The organism is Streptomyces sp. NPDC017202, from assembly GCF_044331705.1.
Taxonomy (GTDB): Bacteria; Actinomycetota; Actinomycetes; order Streptomycetales; family Streptomycetaceae; genus Streptomyces.
Window position 1 is genome coordinate 715,536 of the sequence record NZ_JBIRNP010000001.1, and the last position, 20,709, is coordinate 736,244.

Here is a 20,709-nt window from a genome sequence, read left to right on the forward strand (position 1 = left end):
CCGGACACCGGGCGCCCCTCACCCCCGTACGGTCCGTACGGACCACACGGACGACGGCTGCTACCGCGCGTCCGCCGCCTGGGCCTTCAGGGCGCGCTCCACGCCCGAGCGGGCCTCGGAGACGAGGCGGCGCAGGGCCGCGTTCGGCTCGGCCGAGGTCAGCCAGGCGTCGGTCTTGCGCAGGGTCTCCTCAAAGACCTGGACGGCCGGGTAGAGGCCGGTCACGATCTGCTGGGCGATCTCGTGCGAACGCGAGTCCCAGACGCCCTTGACGACGTCGAAGTACCGGTCCGTGTACGGCGCCAGCAGCTCGCGCTGGTCGGTCTGCACGAAGCCGCCGATGACGGCCTCCTGGACGGCGTTGGGCAGCTTGTCGGACTCGACGACCGACGCCCACGCCTCCGCCTTGGCCTCCGCCGTGGGGCGGGCGGCGCGGGCGGTCGCCGCGTGCCGCTCGCCGGCGGCGGTGCGGTCGCGCTCGTACTCGCCGGCGATCTCCGCCTCGTCGAAGCGGCCGACCGCCGCGAGGCGCTCCACGAACGTCCAGCGCAGCTCGGTGTCGACGGCGAGGCCCTCGATCGTCTGCGTGCCCTCCAGCAGCGCCTCCAGGAGGTCCAGCTGCTCCGGCGTGCGGGCGGTGGCCGCGAACGCGCGCGCCCACGCCAGCTGGTGGTCGCTGCCCGCCTCGGCGGTCCGCAGGTGCGCCAGCGTGGCGTCGGTCCAGCGGGTCAGCAGCGCCTCGCGGGCGGCCGGGTCGGCGTACAGGTCGAGGGCGAGCTTGACCTGGCGGTGCAGGGACTGCACGACACCGATGTCGGACTCCTTGCCGATGCCGGACAGCACCAGGGACAGGTAGTCGCGGGTGGGCAGTTCGGCGTCGCGCGTCATGTCCCAGGCGGACGCCCAGCACAGGGCGCGCGGCAGGGACGCCTCGAAGTCGCCGAGGTGCTCGGTGACGAACGCGAGGGACTGCTCGTCGAGGCGGACCTTGGCGTACGACAGGTCGTCGTCGTTGAGCAGCACGACGTCCGGCCTGCGCCTGCCGGCCAGCTGCGGTACGGCGGTCAGCTCGCCGTCCACGTCCAGCTCGACGCGCTCGCCGCGCACCAGCTTGCCGCTCGCCTCGTCGAGGTCGTACAGGCCGACGGCGATGCGGTGCGGGCGCAGGGTCGGCTCGCCCTTGGCGCCGGCGGGCAGGGCGGGGGCCTCCTGGCGGACGGCGAAGGAGGTGATGACGCCGTCGGCGTCGGTCTCGATCTCGGGGCGCAGGATGTTGATGCCGGCGGTCCGCAGCCACTTCTGCGACCAGGTGCCCAGGTCGCGGCCGGAGGTCTCCTCCAGCGCGCCCAGCAGGTCGGACAGCCGGGTGTTGCCGAAGGCGTGCCGCTTGAAGTAGGCCTGCACGCCCGCGAAGAACGCGTCCATGCCGACGTACGCCACGAGCTGCTTCAGGACGCTGGCGCCCTTGGCGTAGGTGATGCCGTCGAAGTTGACGAGGACGTCGTCCAGGTCGCGGATCTCGGCCATGATCGGGTGGGTCGACGGCAGCTGGTCCTGCCGGTACGCCCAGGTCTTCATGGAGTTGGCGAACGTCGTCCAGGAGTGCGGCCAGCGGCTGTCCGGGGCGTACGCCTGGCAGGCGATGGAGGTGTAGGTGGCGAACGACTCGTTCAGCCACAGGTCGTTCCACCACTCCATGGTGACGAGGTCGCCGAACCACATGTGGGCCAGCTCGTGCAGGATCGTCTCGGCCCGCACCTCGTACGCCGCGTCGGTCACCTTGGACCGGAAGACGTACTGGTCGCGGATGGTCACCGCGCCCGCGTTCTCCATCGCGCCCGCGTTGAACTCCGGCACGAACAGCTGGTCGTACTTCTTGAACGGGTACGCGTAGTCGAACTTCTCCTGGAACCAGTCGAAGCCCTGCCGGGTGACCTCGAAGATCGCGTCCGAGTCGAGGAACTCGGCGAGCGAGGGCCGGCAGTAGATGCCGAGGGGCACGCTCTGGCCGTCCTTCTCGTACACGCTGTGCACGGAGTGGTACGGGCCGACGATCAGCGCGGTGATGTAGGTGGAGATCCGCGGGGTCGGCTCGAATGACCAGACGTCGTCCTTGGGCTCCGGCGTCGGCGAGTTGGAGATGACGGTCCAGCCGCTCGGCGCCTTCACCGTGAACTGGAAGGTCGCCTTGAGGTCGGGCTGCTCGAACGAGGCGAAGACGCGGCGGGCGTCCGGGACCTCGAACTGCGTGTACAGGTAGGCCTGCTCGTCGACCGGGTCGACGAACCGGTGCAGTCCCTCACCGGTGTTGGTGTAGGCGCAGTCGGCGACGACGCGCAGGATGTTGCGGCCCGCCGGGAGGTCGGGCAGGGCGATCCTGGAGTCGGCGAACACCTCGGCCGGGTCGAGCGGGTCCCCGTTGAGCGTCACCTCGTGGACGGTCGGCGCCACCAGGTCGATGAAGGACTCGGCGCCCTCCTCCGCGACGTCGAAGCGCACCGTGGTCACGGACCGGTAGGTCCCGCCCTCCTGCGCACCGGACAGGTCGAGATCGATCTCGTACGAGTCAACGGTGAGCAGCTTCGCCCGCTGCTGCGCCTCTTCGCGAGTCAGGTTTGTGCCAGGCACGCGGTCATCTCCTCGTGATGTGTCGGTTGCGTCATCCTTCCACGGCGGCACCGCGTCGGGCGACGACCTTCTCCGGCGCAGGCGGGGGACCTTGCGGGCGGACCGCGCCTGCGGCGGGGGCGGGGGCGGGGGTCGCGGGGGCGGTGACGGTGGTCGCGGGAGTGGCGGCTGTAAAGGCGGTGGCGGCCGTGGCAGCCGTGGCGGCGGTCATGGCCGTAGGAGTGGTCGTCGTGCGGCGCGGGCCGAGCTGTCCGGCCACCGTCGCGCCGAACGCCAGCGCCATGCCGGCCAGTTGCGGGGCCGTCAGCGCCTCCCCGAGGGCCGCCCAGCCGACCACGGCCGCGGTCAGCGGGGAGAGCGGCGCGAGGAAGGTGACCTGGGTGGCGCTGAGCCGGCCGATCCCGCGGAACCACAGCCAGTACGCGACCGCCGTGCCCGCCAGCGCCAGGTAGAGGTAGCCGCCGACGGCCGTGGCGTCCAGGGCGGGCGGGGCACCCTCGACGAGGAGGGCGAGGGGCGCGACGAGCAGGCCGCCGATGGTCAGCTGCCAGCCCGCGAGCGCCAGCGGGCCGACCCCCTCGGGGGTGCCCCACCTCTTGGCCAGGACGAGACCGGCCGACATCGAGGCCGTGGAGGCGGCCGCCGCCGACAGCCCGATCGCGTCCAGCGCGCCGGCCGCCTTCAGCACGACCAGGCTGACCCCGAACGCGGCAACGACCCCGGTCAGCAGGGTGCGGGCGGCGGGCCGCTGCCCGAGCAGCAGTGCCGAGAACCCGATGACGAACAGCGGTCCGGCCGAGCCGACGACGGCGGCCATGCCGCCCGGCATCCGGTACGCGGCGAGGAACAGGAGCGGGAAGAACGCCCCGATGTTGAGGGCGCCGAGCGCCGTCGCCCTGCCCCACCAGACGCCGTGGGGCAGCACCCGGACGAGGGCGAGCAGCAGCAGGCCCGCGGGCAGGGCGCGTACGAGGGAGGTGAACAGCGGGCGGTCGGCCGGCAGGAACTCGGTGGTGACGGCGTAGGTGGTGCCCCAGGAGACGGGGGCGAGGGCGGTGAGCAGGACGGTCGCGGCCCGGTTCATGACCGGCACCCCTCTCGGAGGAAGCGGCTTGGCGATGATTAGCTTAGCGGTAAGCAACTTGCCGTCAAGCTACTTTCTTGCGGTCGACCGGAAGCGGGCGGATACTCCCCGCATGAGTGCACAGCGCCGGGATCCGGTCGACGCGATCGTCGAGCAGTGGGCGGCCGAACGGCCCGACCTCGACACCACCGCCATGGAGGTCTTCGGCCGCGTCTCCCGGCTCGCCCGCGCGATGGGCGACCGCATGGAGAAGGCCTACGCGGGCCTCGGGATCTCGCGCGGCGAGTTCGACGTGCTGGCCACCCTGCGCCGCTCCGGCGAGCCGTACACCCTCTCGCCCCGCCAGCTGTCGGCCACGCTGATGCTCACCACCGGCGGCATGACCGGCCGCCTCGACAAGCTGGAAGGGGCCGGACTCCTGCGCCGCTCCCCCGACCCACACGACCGCCGGGGCCTGCGGGTGACCCTCACCAAACAGGGCCTGACGCTGGTCGAGGAGGCGGTGGGCGCGGGTCTCGCCGTCCAGACGGAGGCCCTGACCGCGGCCCTGGACGCCGGACAGGCCGGCCAACTGGCCGGCCTGCTGAGGGAACTGCTGCTCGCGACGGAACGGTAGCCGCGGACGGCGGACGGCGGGGTCGGGGCCGGGGCCGGGCGGCTCAGCCGACGTGCGCGGCGGGCGGCGGGCGGCGGGCGGCGGGCGGCGGGCGGCGGGCGGCTCAGCCGACGTGCGTGGCGAGCGCCGTCCCGATCTCCGCCGGGCACGCGTCGTCGGCCGCCCAGGCGACGTACCCGTCGGGCCGCACCAGCAGCGCCGTGCGCCGGTCGCTCGCCCAGTGCCGCACCGCCAGGCGGCGCTCGCGGGGCCCGTCCGGTCCCTCGTCGTGGACGCCCGGCGGGGTGGCCTTCGGGGTGACGAGGACGAAACGGCCGCCGCGCTGGGCCTCGTACAGACGGCTGCCGTCCGCGAAGGTGACGTCGGGGACGCGCGCGCCGGTCAGGCGGTGGGCGCCGCGCGGGGCCGGGTAGCGATAGCCGATGCCGGTGACCTGGCCGACCGCCCTGCGCCGGGCGGGACCTACGTGGTTCAGGAACGTGGTGAGCGCGGCCCGCAGGGCCAGGGTCCAGGGGCGTTCGGCCATGGCGAGGCGGACGATGCCGCCGCTGCTGCGGAGGACCGACCTGCCCACCGGGTGGCGTTCGGCCTGGTAGGTGTCGAGGAGGTCGGCGGTCGCGTGACCGTCGATCACCCGGGCGAGCTTCCAGCTCAGGTTGGCCGCGTCCTGGAGACCGGTGTTCATGCCCTGCCCGCCGGCCGGGGTGTGCACGTGCGCGGCGTCCCCGGCGAGGAGGACGCGCCCGACGCGGTAGGCGGGCGCCTGGCGTTCGTCACTGTGGAAGCGGGACATCCAGCGGGCGTCGTGCATCCCGAAGTCACGGCCGAGGGCCAGCCGGGTGACCTCCCTGACCTCGTCGAGGTCGAGGGGCTCGGTGTCGGGGACGTCGCGGGCCCGGTTCCAGGCGATCACCCGGTGGTAGCCGTCACCGAAGGGCGCGAGGAAGGCGAAGGCGTCGCCGACGGCGTCGACGGTGAGCAGGGTCTCGGGCTCCTCGGCGAGACGGACGTCGGCCAGGACGACGGAGCGGATGACGGAGCGGCCGGGGAAGGGAAGCCCCAGGGCGTTCCGTACGGCGCTGCGCATGCCGTCGGCGCCGACGACGTACCCGGCGCGGAGCGTGCCGGTGGCGCCGGCGGAGGTCCGGACCTCGACCGTCACCCCGTCCGCGTCCTGGGCCAGCCCGGTCACCTCGGTCCCGTACCGGAACTCCACCCCCGCCTCGACCGCCCGCCGCTCCAGGACCTTCTCGACCTCGTACTGCGGGATGACGAGGAGGTGGCCGAAGCGGGAGGGGAGGGTGTCGAGGGCGAGGGTGAGCCGGCCGAAGAGACGGAGCCGGTCGAGGGGGCGGCCGACGGCCTCCAGCGGATCGGCGAGACCGCGGCCGTCGAGCTGCTCCAGGGTGCGGGCGTGCAGGACGAAGGCGCGGGAGAGGTTGCTGATCCCGTGCGGGCGCTTCTCCAGCAGGGTGACGGACACGCCGGCGGTGGCGAGGTCCCCGGCGAGGAGGAGGCCGGTCGGACCGGAGCCGACGACGATCACGGGGCGGGTGGTGAAGTCGGCGGAACCTGTGGAACCGGTGGTGCCTGTGGAACCGGTGGTGCCAGTCGTGCCGTTCATGAGGGCCTCCTGGGGTGCCAACACTCGTTCGCCAACATTTGTTTGCCTACGCCTGTTTGCCTACGCCTGTTCGCCAACGCTCGATCACCAACAGCCGTTTGCCCGCATCCGCTCGCCAACGACTGTTGACCAACACTTGTTGGCAACGTTAGAGCGGTCACGAGTGGCGTGTCAACAGATGTTGGCCTACGCTCGTTGGCATGCCTGACAGCCGACCCGACGCCGCCACCCCCACCACCCTCACCACCCTCACCGGCACCACCCCCACCGGCACCGCCCCCGCCACCACCCGCCGCTCCGACGCCACGCGCGGCGCAATCCTCGACGCCGCCCGGGAGCGGTTCGCCGCCGACGGGTACGAGCGGGCCACCATCCGGGCCATCGCCCGGGACGCGCACATCGATCCGTCCATGGTGATGCGCTACTACGGCAGCAAGGAGGGCCTCTTCGCGGCGGCCGTCTCCGTCGACCTGAGGCTGCCGGACCCGTCCGCGTTCGCCCGTGAGGACGCCGGGCGGGCCCTCGTCACGCACTTCCTCGACATGTGGGAGGAGAACGAGGTCCTCACCGCCCTGCTCCGCGTCGGTGTGACCAACCAGGCCGGGGCCGAGCGGATGCAGGCCATCTTCCGCGACCAGTTGCTGCCGGTCACCCGCGCGCTGTGCCCGGACCCGGAGCAGACGCCGGCCCGTGCGGCGCTCTGCGCCGCTCAGCTGCTGGGGCTCGCGCTGACCCGCTACGTGCTGCGCTTCCCGCCCGCCGTGGCGCTGACCCGGCAGGAGGCCGTGGCCTGGCTGGCGCCGACCGTGCAGCGGTACCTCACCGCACCGCACCCGTAGGCACCGCGGAGGGCACGGCAGCCCACCGCGCCGCACCCGTGGACGCCGTGGGCGGTGGGCGCGCGGTGGCCGTACGAAGCGCGAGGGCGCCGTCTCCGGCGTCGTACGGCGGTGTGCACGTACGGACGGCGGGGACGGCGCCCTCGAGAGGTGTGCCGGGGAAGGGTCAGCCGGCCTTGGCGGCCTTGGCGGCGTCGCCCTTCACGGTGATGTTGGAGCTGGTGGTGTCGGCACGGTCCTTGGACCGGTCCAGCACCCACACCAGGCCGGTGATGACGGCGAACAGGGCGAGCGGAGCCAGCACGTAGAGGCCGAGCGTCTCGATGACGCTGAGGCCCTGACCGGGGTCGTCGCCGTCGTCGCGGGTCAGCGCGAGCGCGGGGGACGACATGAGCAGCATCATCAGCGTCGTACCGGCAGCCAGGGCGCCGGCGCGCAGGGCGTTCTTCTTGTCCACGGTGCCAAGTTAGCGAACGGGGTTCGGGCGCGCGCGTCCGGGGTGCCGTATGAGGCGGCACGAGAGGCGGACACCCCCGCCCGGCCGCCCCGCCCGGCCGCCCCGCGCGTCCCGGCCGCCCCGCACGCCGCCACCGCCCGTCGGCCCCGCCCGGGACCCTCACTCACCGGACTCACCCGCCGCCCTCAGCCCTCAGCCGTCGGCCTCACCCGTCGCCCTCAGCCGTCGGCCTCCTCCCGCAGCACCTCCATCAGCGCGTGCAGGCGCGGGGACGCCGACAGTTCCTCCAGCGTGACCGGCCGGCCGTCGGCGTCCGCGACCGGCAGGCGCCAGTTGGGGTACTGGTCCCAGGTGCCGGGGAGGTTCTGCGGGCGGCGGTCGCCGACGGCGTCCGGGAGCCAGACGCCGATCATGCGGGCCGGGGTGCGCAGCAGGAACCGGTGGAAGGCCTGGATCTCGGCCTCCTCCGAGGAGGTGTCGCCGCCTCCGCCGGTGCCCTGGAGCAGGTCGAGCCGGGACAGCAGGTCGAGCCACTCGCCGGTGTCAGCGGCGGCCTCCGCGCGTTCCTCCTCCAGCGGGCGGGTCAACAGGTCGAGCCGGTGGCGGAGTTCGACGTGCTCGCCGGTGAGGCGGGCGGCGGTGGAGGGCAGGTCGTGGGTGGTGGCGGTGGCGAGGCAGTCGGCGCGCCAGTGGTCGGGGGGCAGCGGGCGGCCGTCGCCCTCCCAGTCGCGTTCGAACCACAGGACGGAGGTGCCGAGCACCCCGCGTTCGCGCAGGGCCTCGCGCACGCCAGGCTCCACGGTGCCGAGGTCCTCGCCGATCACCACCGCGCCGGCCCGGGACGCCTCCAGGACCAGCACGGCGAGCATGGCCTCGGCGTCGTAGCGGACGTAGGTGCCCTCGGTGGGCGGCTCGCCCTGGGGGACCCACCAGAGCCGGAACAATCCCATCACGTGGTCGATGCGCAGGGCGCCGGCGTAGCGGAAGACGGCGCGCAGGAGGTGGCGGTACGGGGCGTAGCCGGACTCGGCGAGGCGGTCGGGACGCCACGGGGGCAGGCCCCAGTCCTGACCGCGGGCGTTGAAGGCGTCCGGGGGCGCGCCGACCGACATGCCGGCCGCGAGGTGGTCCTGCTGGGCCCAGGCGTCGGCGCCGCCGGGGTGCACGCCGACCGCGAGGTCGTGCACGATCCCGAGGGGCATGCCGGCCTCCCGCGCGGTGCGCTGGGCGGCGGTGAGCTGGGCGTCGGTGAGCCAGGCGAGACGGGAGTGGAAGTCGACGCGGTCCATCAGCTCCAGGCGGGCCCGGGCGGTCTCGGCGGAGCGCGGGTCGCGCAGCTCCCGGGGCCACCGGTGCCAGTCGGAGCCGTGCACCTCGGCCAGCGCGCACCAGGTGGCGTGGTCCTCCAGGGACTGCCCCTCGCGGGCGAGGAAGTCGCAGTAGGCGGCGCGCCGGCCCGGTCCGAGCGGTACGGCGGCGATCAGCTCCAGTGCCTTCCGTTTCAGCTCCCAGACGGCGTCCCGGTCGATCAGCGCCCCCTTGTCGAGGACGGTCTCCCGCAGCCGCGCGGCGCTCTCCCGCAGTCCTCGCAGCTCCCGCAGCCGCTCGGGGTCGGTGGCGTACGCGAACTCGGGGACGTCCTCGATCCGCAGGTGCACCGGGTCGGGGAAGCGGCGGGAGGAGGGCCGGTACGGGGAGGGGTCGGTGGGGGTGCCGGGGACGGCCGCGTGCAGCGGGTTGACCTGCACGAATCCGGCGCCGAGCGCCCGTCCGGCCCAGTCGGCCAGCTCGGCGAGGTCCCCGAGGTCGCCCATGCCCCAGGAGCGGTCGGACAGCAGGGAGTAGAGCTGGACGAGGAGGCCGTACGAGCGTCCGGCGGGCGTGGGCAGCCGGGGCGGGGCCACGACCAGGTGGGCGCGGGCGGTACGGCCGTCGGGCGCGGTCGCGATCATCGTGTGGACGCCCGGCGGGAGCCGGTCGAGGCAGGCGTGGGTCTCGCCCTGCTCGGTCTCGACCAGCAGGCGGGTGCCCTCGGGAAGGGCGGCGAGGGCCTCCGGCTCGGCGTCGCCGCTCCAGCGGACCACGGTCGGCGGCAGCAGCCGTTCGGCCAGTTCGCGTTCCCGGTCGGCCAGCGCGGCACTGGTCGCCTGCGGGGTGCCCGCGTCCACGCCGAGGGCGGCCAGGGCGCGGGTGACGGCGGTGGCGGAGGCGGTGACCGTGCGGTCCGGGGAGGGCCGGTAGGAGACGGCGACGCCGTGCAGCGCGGCGAGCCGGGTGAGGTCCTCTCCGAGGGGTGCGGTCATCTACGGCCTCGTGAAGTCGGAGTCCGCGGCGGCGAGCGGCGGTTCGCTGGTGAGGGGCTCGGCGTCGGGCAGCGGGGGTTCGCTGGTCAGCGGGGCCTCGGTACGGGCGCCCTCCGCGCTGCACGCGTACAGGTGGGGTTCCTCGGTGTAGGCGGACGGCGCCGCCGGGCGTTTGGAGCGGTCCGGGAGCAGTTGGTGTGCCGGTGCGACCACGGTGGCCTCCTCGTTCGGGGACGGCGCCGTCGTAGGGGGTGCGCGGCGTCGTCGTACGGCGCTCGACAGCGTCGGACGGTGTCCGGCAGGGCCCGACGGTGTCCGGCGGTGTTCGCTGGTTACCGCAAAAGCCCTACCCAGCGGGCGCGGCGGCAGACGTCCCCGTATGGGGCGACACGCGTCTCGTCACATTCCTCACCCTGACATTCTCCCCAATGCGGGGCGATTACGGCAGACCGCGCGCCGTCCGGGTTCCGGCGTGAACCGTCGGCGCCGGGCCGGCCGACAGACAGGGTGTGAGACTGTTCCGCCCCATGAGGGGCCACGGTGAGGTCGGCACGGACGCCGCGCTGCTGCGGTCCGTCGCCGACGGGGACGCCCAGGCCCTGGCCACCCTGTACGACCGGCACGCCGGCTGGCTGCACGCGCGGCTCACCCGGCGCTGCGCCGATCCCGAGGTGGTGCGGGAGGTGGTGCAGGACACGTTCGTGACCGTGTGGCGGTCGGCGGCCGGACACGGCGGCGGGGAGGCCGGCGGCTGGCTGTGGACCATCGCCGCCCGGCGGCTGGTCGACGCGCGGCGGGCACAGGAGCGCTCCGCGCGGATCGAGACGGCGCCGATGGACACCGAGCGGGTGGAGCGGGCACCGGCGGCGGCCCTGCCGTCCGCGGAGGAGCGGGTGCTGGCGGGGCTGGAGTTCGGCGACGTCGGCACCGCCCTCGACCGGATCCCGCCCGAGCTGCGGGAGGTGCTGCGCGCCACCGTCGTCGACGGGCTCACCACCCGCGAGGCCGCCCGGCTGCTCGGCATCCCCGAGGGCACCGTCAAGACCCGCGCCATGCGCGCCCGTGCCGAACTGCGCGCGGCGCTAGCCCAGTTGCACCCGACTCCGGCGGGAGGCCCGGCATGAACAACCCCACCCGACGGCACGCGACCGACGCCCTGGCCGCCCGCTACGCCGACGGCACCCTCCCGGAGTCCGACGCCTGGTCCCTGGAGAGACATCTGGAGCACTGCACGGCCTGCGCGACCCGCGTGTCCCGCGCGGTACGGGAGGGCGCCGCGGGAGCCGTTCTGGAGCAGGTACGGGGGGCGTTGCTTCGAGAGGCCTCGAACCCCGCACCGGCAGTGGCAGTGGCGCCCGCACCGGCACCCGCACCCGCACCCGCAGCACCGGCACCGGCACCGGCGAGCGGGGCCGCGTCACCGCCGCCCGCTCCCGCACGGCCCGCCCCCGCCGCCCCCTCCCCCCGCGCCCGCCTCTGGTCGTCGCGCACCGACGGCGGCTTCGCCGCGCGCCGCACCGGCCGCTCCTCCCGCCGGGCGGCGGGCGCCGGACCCGCGCCGGTCCGCGTCCCCCGCCTCGCCCGCGTCCTGTGGGCTGCGGGCCCCGCCGTGCGGGGGGCCTGGTCCGTCGCCGTGGTGGTCGTGGCGCTGGGGGCGGTCGCGTTGGCGTACGGGGCCGGGGTGACCGGGGCGCGGCCGTTGCTGCTGGCCCTCGCACCGGTCGTGCCGGTCCTCGGGGTGGCCCTGTCGTACGGGCCGCACGCCGACCCGGTGCACGAGATCGCCGCGGCCTCGCCCGGCGGCGGGCTGCGGCTGCTGCTGACCCGGACGGCCGCCGTACTGCTGGTCTGCCTGCCGGTGCTGACGCTGGCCGGGCTGCTGCTGCCCGGCCCGGGTGCGCCGGGCGCGGCGGCCTGGCTGCTGCCGGGGCTCGCGCTGACGCTGGCCTCGCTGGCCCTGGCCGGGTACGTCGGTCCCCGGCCCGGCGCGGCGGTGACCGGCGGGGGCTGGCTGTGCGCGGTGCTCGCACCGGCGCTGGCCTCGCCGTCCGGCGCCCCGTCGGCCCGGCTGACGCGGCTGGCCGAACAGCTCACCGTCGTCCTCGACGGCCCGCTCGCCCAGGGCGCGTGGGCGGCCGCGGCGGTGCTCTCCGCCGCCGCGCTGGCCGCCCGGCGTTCCGTCTACGACCGGACGCCCTGACGCCCGTCCACTCACGGACCGGCCATCTCGTCACGGACCGGCCACCCCGGCACGTCCCCACCCGCCGGCCGGCCTCCTCCTCCCCCCACCCCCACCGCCAGACACCCACCCACCCCCACTCACCGACCGGCACACCTCTGCCCGTCCGCCCGATGGAGACCCCTTGAGCACGATAGAAGTGACCGGGCTGCGTGTCCGGCACCGCCGAACCGTCGCCCTCGACGGGGTGGACCTCGCCCTGGACCGGGGGGTGCACGGCCTGCTCGGGCCGAACGGCGCCGGGAAGACCTCCCTGATCCGGGTGCTGGCCACGGTCGCGCCGCCCGCCGAGGGACGGGTGGAGATCCTCGGCGAGGACCTCGGCGAGGCCGGGCGGCGCGGCCCGGTCCGCCGTCGGCTGGGCTACCTCCCGCAGGAGTTCGGGTACTACCCGGGTTTCACGGTCCGCGAGTTCGTCGCGTACGTGGCCTGGCTGAAGGAGTTGCCCGTCGCCGACACCCCGGCCGCCGTCGAGAGGGCCGTCGAACGGGTCGGCCTCGGCGACCGCATCGACACGAAGGTGCGGACGCTGTCCGGTGGCATGGTCCGCCGGCTCGGCATCGCGCAGGCCCTCGTCAACGATCCCGACGTGCTGCTCCTGGACGAGCCCACCGCGGGCCTGGACCCCGAGCAGCGGGTGGAGTTCCGGGCGCTGCTGCGCGGGCTGGGAGCCTCCGCCACGGTGATCGTCTCGACGCACCTGGTGGAGGACGTGGCCGCCGCCTGCACGGAGGTCACCCTGCTCGACGCGGGCCGGGTCGCCTACCGCGGCACCCCCGGGTCACTGAGCGCGCTGGGCGAGGACGGCACCGGCGGCGGAGTCGGCGACAACCCGATCGAGCGCGGCTACACGGCGGCGCTGCGGGCCCACCGCGCCCGCCCCGCGTCCCGGGAAGGGGCGGCGCGATGAGCCGCACGGTCACGGCGCCGGGGCGCGCGGCGGTCCGCGTGCACCCGTTGCGCGGCGAGACGCTGCGCGGGTTCGCCCCCTGGGCGGGACTGGCGGTCCTCGTGACGGCCGCCGGGCTGCCGGCCGCGGTGGCGGACCGCTGGCAGGGCGGCTGGGCGGAGACCCGCGCCGCACTGCACGGCGTCCTGCTGGTGGTCCTGCCGCTGGCAGCGGCGGCGGGCTGCCGGCAGGGCGGACGGGAGCGCCGGCACCGTACGCAGGAGTTGTGGGGGACGGCCGCGCGCGGGCCGCTGGCGCGGTTCCTCGCGTCGGCGCTGCCGGTGGCCGGGTGGACGACGGCCGGGTACGTGACGGCGGCGGCCGGGGCACTGCTGGCGACCTGGCCGTACGCCCGGGGGGACGGGCCGGGTCTGGAGTTGCTGCCGGCGGACGCGGTGGCGGTGGCGGCCGCCGCGGTGGCCGGCCAGGTGGTGGGGCGGCTGGTCCCGCTGCGGCCGGCTGCGCCGCTGCTGGCGGTGGGCGGGTACGTCGCACTGGGTCTGGCGTCGCGGGCGGGCACCGGCGCCGGCCGTCGGCTGAACCCGGCGCTCCCCGTCCCGGAGGACCTGGTTCCGGTGGTGTGGCAGCCCGTGGCCGCGGCGGTGTGGGCGGCCGGCCTCGCGGCGGCCGCCGTCCTGGCGTACGCGGCGCGGCGCCGGTGGACGGCCCTGCTGCCGCTCGCGGCGGCGACGGCGGCGGGCGCGCTGCTGGTACAGGGCGGTGCCGGGCTGTGGCACACCGATCCGGTCGGCGACCGCCAGGTCTGCGACACCTCGACCACGCCGCAGATCTGTGTGAACGCCCGCTACAAGGACCTGTTGCCGCAGGTCAGGACCGCTCTCTCGGGTGTCACCGGCCGACTGGAAGGCGTACGGAACCTGCCGGTCCGGTTCGAGGACCGGCCGGGGGCGCCCCGCCCCGGGGAGGCGGAGCTGCCCCTGCTGACGCCGATGGGCCGGTCCTTCGTACGGGGCGAACTGACCGATCCGGAGCAGTACGCGTGGGAGGCCGTGGCGGCGCTCCAGGACCGTGGCGACTGCGAGGGGCCGTCGGACCCGCGGGTGAGCCGCGCGGACGACGCCGTGGAGAACCTCCTCGCGCCGAAGCCCGCGCGGGAGCACTTCGACGCGCTGGACGCCCACGGCGACGAGGCCGCCCGCGCCGGACTGCGCGAGCGACGGGCCGCCCGTGCGCGCCTCGCGTCGATGGCCGCGGACGAGCGCCGCGCCTGGCTGACGGAGTACTTCGCCACGGCGGGCGACTGCGATCCGGACGAGGTGCCCGCGCTGTGACCGGAGCCCTGCTGTACGCCCGTTCCCGCGGCCTGTCCTGGGCCCCGGCCGTGCTCGCCGGGACGGTCGCCCTCGCCGGGTGGGCGGCGCTGCGGACGGGCGCCGCCGCCCCCGATCCGGCTCGGGTGCGGGTCCTGGTCGCCGTGGTCCCGGCGCTGGCCGCCGCGGTGATCGGCGTGAGCCTTTCCACCCCCTTCGACGAGCTGGACCGGACGGCGGTACGCCCGTGGTGGCCCCGCCGGCTGGCCCATCTGCTCGGCCCGGCCGCGCTCGCGGGCGCGCTGCTGGCGCTCACCGTCCTCGACGCCGGTCCGGCCCTCGGCCCCGCTCCCCTGCTCCGCAACCTGCTGGGCTGCACCGGCGTCACGGCCGCCGCGGCGGCCGTGCTGGGCGCCCGCCTGAGCTGGCTGCCGGTCCTCGGCCACGTCGGCGCGGTGATCCCGGCGTCGGCCGGCGTGGCCGGCCGGGCGGTCACGGTGTGGGCCTGGCCGGTGCAGCCGGGCGACCGGCCGTGGTCGTGGGCGGCGGCCGGCACGGCGTTCGTACTGGGCACGGCCCTGTTCGCGGCGCGCGGCGCCCGCCCGGCGGCCGCACCGCGCTGACCGGCGCGGAGCCCGGCCCGCAGGGCCCCGTGGCGCATCGGTGCCACGGGGCATGCAAAAGCCCGGATCGGTCAGGCGGAGATGCCGTCGATCCGGGCCAGGGCGTCGTCCGCGCCGTACGGTTGCAGGTACGGCAGCCAGCGCGGATCCCGGTGGCCGGTCCCGATGATGCGCCAGGCCAGACCGGTGGGCGGGGCGGGTTTGTGCCGCAGCCGCCAGCCGATCTCGACGAGATGGCGGTCGGCCTTGACGTGGTTGCAGCGCCGGCAGGACGCCACGACGTTGTCCCAGACGTGCTTGCCCCCGCGGCTGCGCGGGATGACGTGGTCGACGCTGGTCGCGACGCCACCGCAGTACATGCACCGGCCCCCGTCGCGGGCGAAGAGCGCCCGTCGGGTGAGCGGAACGGGCCCCCGGTAGGGAACCCGGACGAATCGCTTGAGCCGGACCACGCTGGGTGCGGGGACGGTGACGGTCGCGCTGTGCAGAAAGGCGCCGGACTCCTCCAGGGAGACAGCCTTGTTCTCCAGGACGAGGACGAGCGCGCGGCGGAGCGGTACGACGCCGAGCGGCTCGTACGACGCGTTCAGGACCAGGACATGCGGCACGGATGCCTCCTTGGGCGTCGGCGGCGCGTGGCTCGCGCCGGGACGATCTGAGGTCAGTCTCCCCTCTTGCCTGGTGGACGCGCCACCATGTCCCGGTAACGGGCTGGGAGTGTTTTCGACCACACCTGGATACATCCCCCGCACCCCGACCTGTTCAAGCGCGGGCGGACACGGTCCCTCCTCCGGACATCCCGCCGAAGCACACACAATGCCCCGTTAGTGTGGTGCCCCTGCCCCTGCGGTGACCTTTTCGTGACCTGGACCACCTTGACCGCCGCGCCGGAGGGAGCAGTGCCGCACCTGGAGGTACCTGCCGTGTCCTTGTCCGCCGTCCTGAGGGCCGCCGGTTCGTCGCCGTCGCCGACCCCGTCGGAGTCGCCGACCGCCGTGACCGTCCCAAGTCTCCAGGACGCCCAGGAGAGCGCGACGAACGCCGCCAGCTGGGTCGAGGAGAACTGGTCGACCTGGCTCGCGATCGGCCTGCGGGTCCTGCTGATCCTGGTGATCGCCGCGGTGCTGCGCATGGTGGTGCGGCGGGCCATCACCAAGTTCATCGACCGGATGAACCGCACGGTGCAGGCGGCCGACGGCACGGCGCTGGGCGGTCTGCTGGTCAACGTCGAGCGGCGCCGGCAGCGGTCGCAGGCGATCGGCTCGGTGCTGCGGTCGGTGGCGAGCTTCCTCATCCTCGGCACCGCCGCCCTGATGGTCCTCGGCGCCTTCGAGATCAACCTGGCCCCGCTGCTGGCCTCCGCCGGTGTCGCGGGTGTGGCCATCGGTTTCGGCGCCCGCAACCTGGTGACGGACTTCCTGTCCGGCGTGTTCATGATCCTCGAGGACCAGTACGGCGTCGGCGACAAGATCGACGCGGGCGTCGCCTCCGGCGAGGTCATCGAGGTCGGGCTGCGCGTGACCAAACTGCGCGGCGACAGCGGTGAGATCTGGTACGTCCGCAACGGCGAGGTCAAGCGGATCGGCAACCTCTCGCAGGGCTGGGCGACGGCCGGGGTGGACGTCACGGTCAAGGCGTCCGAGGACCTGGACCGCGTCCGGGCCACCCTCGTCGAGGTCGCCGAGAAGATGAACAAGGAGGAGCCCTGGAACGAGCTCCTGTGGAGCCCGATCGAGGTGCTCGGCCTGGACAGCGTCCTGATCGACTCGATGGTGGTCCGCGTCTCCGCGAAGACGATGCCCGGCAAGTCCCTGACCGTCGAGCGCGAGCTGCGCTGGCGCATCAAGCGCGCGTTCGACGCGGCGGACATCCGTATCGTCGGCGGTGCCACGGTCCCGCCGGAGCAGGACCCGGACAACGACCCGACGGCCGCCGTCGCCGCCCCGTCGGCGTACTCCAACCCGGGCTCGCCGCAGGCGGCGGCCGCCTCCCCGCTGACGCCCCTGGCGCCGCCGGGAGCGCCGAAGTAGCGCACGGCCCACGGAACGCCCGTCCCCGTCGGGGGGCGGGCGTTCCGGCGTCCCGGCCCGGGCGCGGCGCTCCCTTCTTCTTCCTCGTGTTTCCGTGCCACCGCCCGCCCCTTGACGCCTTCCGGACGCCGGGCTTACCTTCCCTGCATCGAACAGGAAACTTTCCTAACAGTGATCGGTGCGAGGGGCGCCGGGCCTTCGGCGGACCCTCGACGGACTTCCCTCCGGGATCACTGAAAAGCCGGGCGGCCGAGAGAGGCAGGTGCAGACCCCGTGGCAGGGACCGCCGGAACGCCGGGCACGCCGCGCGTCCTGCGCGCCATGAACGACCGCGCCGCCCTGGACCTGCTGCTGGCCCACGGCCCGCTGTCCCGCACCCGGATCGGCAAGCTCACCGGCCTGTCCAAGCCGACCGCCTCCCAGCTCCTGGCCCGTCTGGAGGCGGCGGGGCTGGTCCTGGCCACCGGCACCACGCGGGGACGGCCGGGACCGGGCGCCCAGCTGTACGAGGTGAACCCGGCCGCCGGGCACGCCGCCGGCCTCGACGTCACCCCCGAGCGCGTCCTGGCCGCCGTCGCCGACCTCACCGGCCGCACGGTGGGCACGCACGAGGTGCCGACGCCGGGCAGAAGGGGCGTGGGGGCCGTCGTAGGGCAGGTCACCGAGGCGCTCGACGGGGCGGTGAAGGCCGCCGGGCTCGCCCGGGACGACGTGCGGCGGCTGGTCGTCGCCACGCCGGGCGCCTTCGACCCCACCACCGGCCGGCTGCGCTACGCCTCCCACCTGCCGGGCTGGCACTCGCCCACGCTGCTCGACGAGCTCGCGGCGGCCCTGCCGATGCCGGTGGAGTACGAGAACGACGTCAACCTGGTGGCCGTGGCCGAACAGCGGCTCGGCGCGGCCCGCGGGCACGAGGACTTCGTGCTGCTGTGGAACGAGGGGGGCCTCGGCGCCGCCCTCGTCCTCGGCGGCCGGCTGCACCGCGGCTGGACCGGCGGCGCGGGCGAGGTCGGCTTCCTGCCCGTGCCGGGCGCACCCCTGGTCCGGCAGGTCACCAGGGCCAACAGCGGCGGCTACCAGGAACTCGCCGGTTCCCAGGCCCTGCCGGAGCTGGCCCGCGGGCTGGGCGTCACCGGCATTCCCCCGGGCCCGTACGCCGAGACCGCCGCCGCCCTCGTCGCACGGGCCGCCGCCGAGGACGACGGCCCGCTGCGCGAACTGCTGGGCGTCTACGCGACCCGGCTCGCGACCGGTCTCGCCTCCCTCGTCTCCGTCCTCGACCCCGAACTCGTCGTCCTCAGCGGCGCCTGTCTGACCGCCGGCGGCGAGGCGCTGCGCGGCCTCGTCCAGGCCGAGCTGGAGGAACTGGCCGCGTCCCGGCCGAAGCTCGTCGTCGGCGAGGTCACCGAACGGCCGGTGCTGCGCGGCGCGCTGGAGAGCGCGCTGGCGGCCACCCGCGACGAGGTGTTCGACACCTCGCGCTGACCGACCCCGTACCCACTCTCCTCGCCGCCCTCGCCATCCTCGTCGCCGCACCCGTCCCCAGGAGGCCCGTCATGCCCGCACGCAGCCCCGAAGCGGCCCGGAAAGCGCCCCGGGAAGTGGCTTTCGCCCCGACCGCCCCGACCGCCCCGACCGCCCCGACCGCCGCGTCCGTCGAGGGCGTCACCCCGACCGGAGCGAAGGGTTAGCCGAGTATGAAACTCACCGTGGTCGGCGGAGGCTCGACCTACACGCCCGAACTGATCGACGGCTTCGCCCGCCTGCGGGGCATCCTGCCGATCGAGGAACTGGTCCTCGTCGACCCGGCGGCCGAGCGGCTGGAGCCGGTCGGCGGGCTCGCCCGGCGCATCTTCGCCCGGCAGGGCCATCCCGGCCGCATCGTCACCACCGCCGACCTGGACGCGGGCGTCGACGGCGCCGACGCGGTCCTGCTCCAGCTCCGCGTCGGCGGACAGGCCGCCCGCGCACAGGACGAGACCTGGCCCCTGGAGTGCGGCTGCGTCGGCCAGGAGACGACCGGCGCCGGCGGCCTGGCCAAGGCGCTGCGCACGGTCCCCGTGGTCCTCGACATCGCCGAGCGGGTCCGCCGCGCCAACCCGCGCGCCTGGATCATCGACTTCACCAACCCGGTCGGCATCGTCACCCGCGCCCTGCTGCGGGCCGGGCACCGGGCGGTCGGGCTGTGCAACGTGGCCATCGGCCTCCAGCGCAGGTTCGCCGGCCTGCTGGGGGTCGCCGCGTCCGAGGTCCACCTCGACCACGTGGGCCTCAACCACCTCACCTGGGAGACGGGGGTGCGCCTCGGCGGCCCCGGGGGCGAGGACGTCCTGCCCGCACTGCTGACCGGCCACGGCGACGCGATCGCCGCCGACCTGCGTCTGCCGCGCCCCCTGCTGGACCGGCTCGGCGTGGTCCCGTCGTACTACCTGCGCTACTACTACGCCCACGACGAGGTCGTGCGCGAACTGCGCACCAAGCCCTCGCGGGCCGCCGAAGTGGCGGCCATGGAGCGCGAGTTGCTGGAGATGTACGGCGATCCGGCGCTGGAGGAGAAACCGGCGCTGCTCGCGAGACGGGGCGGCGCCCACTACTCCGAGGCGGCCGTGGACCTGGCGGCCGCGCTGCTCACCGGCTCCGGCAGCACCCACCAGGTGGTGAACACCCGCAACGACGGCACGCTGCCCTTCCTGCCCGACGACGCGGTGATCGAGGTCCAGGCCGCGGTCGGCCCCGAGGGTGCCTCCCCGCTGCCGGTGACGCCGGTGGACCCGCTGTACGCGGGCCTGACGGCGAGCGTCACCGCCTACGAGGACCTCGCCCTGGACGCGGCGCTGCGCGGCGGCCGCGACCGCGTCCTCCGGGCCCTCCTCGCCCATCCCCTGATCGGCCAGTACGCGTACGCCGAGACGCTGACCGAGGCACTCCTCGCACACAACCGGGAGTACCTCGCGTGGGCCTGACCGCACGTGTCCTCGCCGTCGACGCGGGCAACAGCAAGACCGACGTGGCGGTCGTGGCGGCCGACGGGGAGGTGCTCGCCACGGCCCGCGGCGGCGGCTTCCGGCCGTCCGCGGTGGGGATGGGTCCCGCCGTGGACGCCCTCGCGGACACCGTGACGCGCGCGTACGCCGCGGCGGGCGTCACCTCGGTGGCCCACGTCTCGGCCTGCCTCGCAGGCGCCGACCTGCCCGTCGAGGAGGAGCGGTTGGCGGCGGCGCTGCACGAGCGGGCCTGGGGCGGAACCGTCGAGGTCCGCAACGACACCTTCGCGATCCTGCGGGCGGGCGTCGCCGAGCCGCGGGGTGTGGCCGTCGTCTGCGGCGCCGGCATCAACTGCGTCGGTCTGCGCCCCGACGGCCGCACCGCCCGCTTCCCGGCGCTCGGCCGGATCTCCGGTGACTGGGGCGGCGGGTGGGCCCTCGCGGAGGAGGCCGTGTGGCACGCGGCCCGGGCCGAGGACGGCCGGGGTCCCGCCACCGCCCTGGCCCACACCCTCCCGGCCCACTTCGGCCTCCCCACGACGTACGCCCTCGTCGAGTCGCTCCACCTGGAGCGCGTCCCGGTATCCCGCCGCCACGAGCTGACCCCGGTCCTGTTCGCGACGGCCTCCGGCGGTGACGCGGTGGCCCGCGCGATCGTCGACCGCCTGGCGGCGGAGGTCGTCGGTATGGCCGCGGTCGCCCTGGCCCGCCTGGACCTCCTGACGGAGGAGACCCCGGTGCTCCTGGGCGGCGGAGTCCTCACGGCGGGCCACCGCCGGCTCGACGACGGCATCGGCGCACTGCTGGCCGCCAGAGCGCCGAAGGCGGTCCCGAGAGTGGTACGGCAGCGCCCGGTACTGGGCGCCGCGCTGCTGGGCCTGGACCGTCTGGAAGCGGACCTCGCCGCACAGGCGAGGCTCCGCGCCCACTTCGAGGACTGACGGTGGCGACTGCTGCGGCTCCGCCCGGGGGACGGGGAACCGCGCGGCCGGCCACGAACGACCCGCACCCGCACCCGCCCACGGTCCCGCCCCGCCCGGCCCCGGAACCGAACACACACCC

Annotated in this window: 18 protein-coding genes; 11 read left to right on the plus strand and 7 right to left on the minus strand. The window is 75.1% G+C overall.

The features are described from left to right. Positions 1-60 precede the first annotated feature (60 nt). Positions 61-2,628, minus strand: coding sequence for an aminopeptidase N (pepN, locus tag ACH4N1_RS02965; RefSeq protein ID WP_398094043.1), 2,568 nt, complete (start codon positions 2,626-2,628; stop codon positions 61-63). 31 nt (positions 2,629-2,659) lie between these two features. Further along, positions 2,660-3,712, minus strand: a complete 1,053-nt coding sequence (locus ACH4N1_RS02970; protein ID WP_398094044.1) for an EamA family transporter — start codon at positions 3,710-3,712, stop codon at positions 2,660-2,662. Positions 3,713-3,824: 112 nt separating this feature from the next. Between ACH4N1_RS02970 and ACH4N1_RS02975 the strand changes: the two genes are divergently transcribed. Beyond that, positions 3,825-4,328, plus strand: a complete 504-nt coding sequence (locus ACH4N1_RS02975; protein WP_398094046.1) for a MarR family winged helix-turn-helix transcriptional regulator — start codon at positions 3,825-3,827, stop codon at positions 4,326-4,328. A 103-nt stretch (positions 4,329-4,431) separates the two neighbouring features. On the opposite strand, the gene ACH4N1_RS02980 is transcribed toward ACH4N1_RS02975, so the two are convergent. Continuing rightward, positions 4,432-5,952, minus strand: a complete 1,521-nt coding sequence (locus ACH4N1_RS02980) for an FAD-dependent monooxygenase (protein ID WP_398094048.1) — start codon at positions 5,950-5,952, stop codon at positions 4,432-4,434. Positions 5,953-6,152: 200 nt separating this feature from the next. Between ACH4N1_RS02980 and ACH4N1_RS02985 the strand changes: the two genes are divergently transcribed. Next, a complete protein-coding gene (locus ACH4N1_RS02985) occupies positions 6,153-6,791 on the plus strand; it encodes a TetR family transcriptional regulator (RefSeq protein WP_398094049.1) in 639 nt (212 codons plus the stop codon). A gap of 166 nt (positions 6,792-6,957) precedes the next feature. Here the strand turns inward: ACH4N1_RS02985 and ACH4N1_RS02990 are convergent, their stop codons facing one another. From ACH4N1_RS02990 to ACH4N1_RS03000, 3 genes are all read right to left on the minus strand, one after another. Next, positions 6,958-7,248 (minus strand): hypothetical protein, encoded by a 291-nt coding sequence (locus tag ACH4N1_RS02990; protein WP_398094050.1) that lies wholly within the window; start codon positions 7,246-7,248, stop codon positions 6,958-6,960. Between the two features lie 218 nt (positions 7,249-7,466). Beyond that, positions 7,467-9,551, minus strand: coding sequence for a 4-alpha-glucanotransferase (gene malQ / locus ACH4N1_RS02995; RefSeq protein WP_398094051.1), 2,085 nt, complete (start codon positions 9,549-9,551; stop codon positions 7,467-7,469). After that, positions 9,552-9,764, minus strand: a complete 213-nt coding sequence (locus ACH4N1_RS03000) for a hypothetical protein (protein ID WP_366057575.1) — start codon at positions 9,762-9,764, stop codon at positions 9,552-9,554. Between the two features lie 314 nt (positions 9,765-10,078). Here ACH4N1_RS03000 and ACH4N1_RS03005 point away from each other — a divergent pair, with 314 nt between their 5' ends. The 5 genes from ACH4N1_RS03005 to ACH4N1_RS03025 all read left to right on the plus strand — a co-directional run bounded on the left by ACH4N1_RS03005 (position 10,079) and on the right by ACH4N1_RS03025 (position 14,633). After that, positions 10,079-10,675 carry an RNA polymerase sigma factor gene (locus ACH4N1_RS03005; protein ID WP_398094052.1) on the plus strand — a complete coding sequence of 199 codons (597 nt, stop codon included), beginning with the start codon at positions 10,079-10,081 and terminating at the stop codon, positions 10,673-10,675. Beyond that, positions 10,672-11,751 (plus strand): zf-HC2 domain-containing protein, encoded by a 1,080-nt coding sequence (locus ACH4N1_RS03010; protein ID WP_398094054.1) that lies wholly within the window; start codon positions 10,672-10,674, stop codon positions 11,749-11,751. The genes ACH4N1_RS03005 and ACH4N1_RS03010 overlap by 4 nt, the downstream gene beginning before the upstream one ends. 163 nt (positions 11,752-11,914) lie before the next feature. Then, the gene (locus ACH4N1_RS03015) at positions 11,915-12,700 is read left to right on the plus strand and encodes an ABC transporter ATP-binding protein (protein ID WP_398094055.1); all 786 of its coding nucleotides are present in this window, start codon (positions 11,915-11,917) and stop codon (positions 12,698-12,700) included. Further along, a complete protein-coding gene (locus tag ACH4N1_RS03020; protein WP_398094057.1) occupies positions 12,697-14,031 on the plus strand; it encodes a hypothetical protein in 1,335 nt (444 codons plus the stop codon). Before ACH4N1_RS03015 ends, ACH4N1_RS03020 begins: the two co-directional genes overlap by 4 nt. Next, a complete protein-coding gene (locus ACH4N1_RS03025) occupies positions 14,028-14,633 on the plus strand; it encodes a hypothetical protein (protein ID WP_398094058.1) in 606 nt (201 codons plus the stop codon). The genes ACH4N1_RS03020 and ACH4N1_RS03025 overlap by 4 nt, the downstream gene beginning before the upstream one ends. A 71-nt stretch (positions 14,634-14,704) precedes the next feature. Here the strand turns inward: ACH4N1_RS03025 and ACH4N1_RS03030 are convergent, their stop codons facing one another. After that, positions 14,705-15,241, minus strand: coding sequence for an HNH endonuclease (locus ACH4N1_RS03030; protein ID WP_067244152.1), 537 nt, complete (start codon positions 15,239-15,241; stop codon positions 14,705-14,707). A 315-nt stretch (positions 15,242-15,556) separates the two neighbouring features. On the opposite strand from ACH4N1_RS03030, the gene ACH4N1_RS03035 reads away from it, so the two are divergent. The 4 genes from ACH4N1_RS03035 (at position 15,557) to ACH4N1_RS03050 (ending at position 20,588) form a co-directional block, all read left to right on the plus strand. Continuing rightward, positions 15,557-16,663 carry a mechanosensitive ion channel family protein gene (locus tag ACH4N1_RS03035; RefSeq protein WP_398094396.1) on the plus strand — a complete coding sequence of 369 codons (1,107 nt, stop codon included), beginning with the start codon at positions 15,557-15,559 and terminating at the stop codon, positions 16,661-16,663. A 273-nt stretch (positions 16,664-16,936) separates the two neighbouring features. Next, positions 16,937-18,148 (plus strand): ROK family protein, encoded by a 1,212-nt coding sequence (locus ACH4N1_RS03040; RefSeq protein WP_398094060.1) that lies wholly within the window; start codon positions 16,937-16,939, stop codon positions 18,146-18,148. Positions 18,149-18,360: 212 nt separating this feature from the next. After that, positions 18,361-19,626: a 6-phospho-beta-glucosidase gene (locus tag ACH4N1_RS03045; RefSeq protein ID WP_398094062.1), complete on the plus strand. Its 1,266-nt coding sequence runs from the start codon at positions 18,361-18,363 to the stop codon at positions 19,624-19,626. Next, the gene (locus ACH4N1_RS03050) at positions 19,617-20,588 is read left to right on the plus strand and encodes an N-acetylglucosamine kinase (protein WP_398094064.1); all 972 of its coding nucleotides are present in this window, start codon (positions 19,617-19,619) and stop codon (positions 20,586-20,588) included. The genes ACH4N1_RS03045 and ACH4N1_RS03050 overlap by 10 nt, the downstream gene beginning before the upstream one ends. Positions 20,589-20,709 lie beyond the last annotated feature (121 nt).